The sequence below is a fragment of the Acinetobacter sp. TY1 genome, assembly GCF_048551395.1.
GTDB lineage: Bacteria > Pseudomonadota > Gammaproteobacteria > Pseudomonadales > Moraxellaceae > Acinetobacter.
In genome coordinates, this window is record NZ_JBLYZK010000064.1 from 1 (window position 1) to 2,640 (window position 2,640).

Below are 2,640 nucleotides of genomic sequence, written 5' to 3' on the forward strand. Positions count from 1 at the left end.
ATTCTGTGCATTCTTTCAGCTTATATCGCTCTACTATTAAATCAATTTTATGCAATAGAGCCAGCAAAACACTTGGTTTAAAAATTTAGTCGGTTAAAAGACTCAGAGTGATCATCACTTCAGCTTTTAGCAATAATCCCAATATCTTTACATAGAAAACTTATGAAATGGCCAAGATATCAATTAATTGATGCGCTGAAATCGTGGGTGATGCCATGGGACGACGTAAAATATCTTGTAGGGTATATTGATTGAGAAACTGATAAAACTGACTGAGCGCTTGATCTAATAAATAAGGTAAACCACATGAGGCGCGTAACACACATTCAGGTGCGTCACAATTAACCAAATGGGCTGATACCGCATTATGAGTTTGTAAGGTTTTAATCAGATGACCAATCGAGTAGTGCGCTAAAGGATGGGTTAATTTAACGCCGCCGCCCTTGCCTCTGGACGTGGTTAGCCACTGTTGTTTGGCCATAAAATGAATCACTTTGACCAAGTGATTTCTAGAGACTTGTAAGTCTTTGGCCATTTTTTCGATGGTAAAAGGTGGCTCAGTAGATGACTGGGCCAAATAAATTAAAGCGCGAATCCCGATATCTGTAAATTGGTTTAATTTCATCTTGCTCTCATTAAGGTAAAAAAGTAAGAGGGCGTAAGTTCCCTCTTACTTCCTTTAGGTCTTAAAGTGCAACGCCACCGGTACCAAATGCTTCACTGTGAATATTTTGTGCTGGAATTCCCAATTCAAGCAAGGCTTTATGTTGAACTTGCATGAATGGAATAGGACCACAAAGATAGTAATCTGCATCTTTTGGTAACATTTTGGCATCCAATTGTTTTAGATTCAAACGCCCTTCTGCATGATAGTCACGGCCCAACACATCTTTACTGTCGGTTTGTTCATAAGCCACAAAAACATTTAAATTGTCATGTTTTTTCGCCAAATCTTGCACCGTCTCTTTCATGGCATGTACACGTGAATTACGTACTGCATGAATAAAGTTAATCGGGTTTTTAGGTTCAGGCTTATTAAAGTTCGCCTTGATTTTTTCCCACAGGGTCACTTTTTCGTTCGGATCGGTATTACCGGTCAAAAGTTGGTTCAGCATGGCCATCATCGGTGTTAAACCAATCCCCGCACTAATCAACACATTGGTTTTTTCTGGATTAAACAAGAAGAAATTACCAGTCGGCGCAGACAGCTCAATCACATCATTTTCTTTGACTTTGTTATGTAAAGTCGATGAGACATAACCTGGATCTTGACCTTCTGCTTTTGGACTTTCATTTTTAACCGAAATACGTAAATACTGACCAGTTGAACTGTCGGATAGACTGTATTGACGCGGTTGTTTAAAGCCTAGTGCATCAATAAACAGACGTACAGTGACATATTGTCCGGCTTTATATTCAGGTAGCGCGCCGCCATCTTGAGGCACCAAATAGAACGAAGTAATCTCATCGCTTTCTTTAACTTTTTTAGACACCACAAAGTTGCGCCAGCCTAACCAGCTGCCTTTGGTTTGTTCATGTTCTAAATACATTTTTTGTTCAGTTTCAATAAACAAATTCGCCAATTGACCATACGCCGCAGCCCATGCACTAATTAGCTCATCTTCCATCGGCACACTCAGCACTTCACTGATGGAATGCAGCAAGTTTTCACCAACAATATCGTAATCAGGTGCTTGAATATTCAAACTGACATGTTTGTGACAAATCAATTCAATCACCGGCGCCAGCACCATTGGATCTTCAATATTTTCGGCATAAGCCAGTACCGCGCCCGCCAATGCTTTGGCCTGTGCGCCCGTACGTTGATGCCCCATATTAAAGGTTTCTTTTAATTCTGGATTATTGTTCAGCATACGTTTATAGAAATAATCGGTCAGTGCAACGCCATTTTCGCGTAATACAGGTACGGTTGCTTTTACAATATCTTTTTGATGTTGGCTTAACATAATGCTTAGCTCACTACAGGGTAATTTCTAAAGATGTATTTATAATACACCTTTAAAAACCCATGTCAATTCATCCGTAGCATTTTAATTTTATTTTTTAAAACCTAAAAATTTAAGTCATAAACATTTGATATAACTAAATTTTTAATTATAAATCAATTGGAAATTCTAAAATATAGTCAAAAATAAGACCCCATCACACAAAATAGTGTCGAAAATAAAAATAAGGATTTTAGGGGGATGAATCAGAATTTTTTCTTTTATATCCGCGAGGCTGTCGCTAAAGCACATCTGCATGATGCACACTGATGGCTAAGAAATTAGAATAGAAATAGATGAATCTCTATAAAAATAAGGCACTCAGCCTTAGATCAGTCGCGCTATAGCAAACGGCTGAATTATTTAAAAGGGATGAGCGTAATTTAAAGGTCAGGGTTTTAACTGTGATTTTTTGCGCGCTGAGGCTGCATAGAAAAAATGAAGTGTCATATTTAAAATAGGATCAAACTTATTTTTATGCTTGGTGTTGTTAATCTACCAGATTAAAGACCAGCCTGCCTGCTGAAGTAAATCCTGAGTTTATTTTAAAGAAGACACCGCTAGAGCAGTAAAGATGATCGCCTTAAAAGACAAAGGCCATAGTTACAAATGCACTATGACCTTTATCGATGGA

2 protein-coding genes are annotated in these 2,640 nt (G+C 38.1%); both read right to left on the minus strand.

The genetic code is table 11. The annotated features are described in order from the left end of the window. Window positions 1-160 precede the first annotated feature (160 nt). Window positions 161-625, minus strand: coding sequence for an RrF2 family transcriptional regulator (locus ACK2M2_RS16325; protein WP_092693058.1), 465 nt, complete (start codon window positions 623-625; stop codon window positions 161-163). A 61-nt stretch (window positions 626-686) separates the two neighbouring features. Beyond that, complete coding sequence (gene hmpA, locus ACK2M2_RS16330; RefSeq protein ID WP_092693055.1) at window positions 687-1,967, minus strand: NO-inducible flavohemoprotein; 1,281 nt, start codon at window positions 1,965-1,967, stop codon at window positions 687-689. Between the last annotated feature and the right edge of the window lie 673 nt (window positions 1,968-2,640).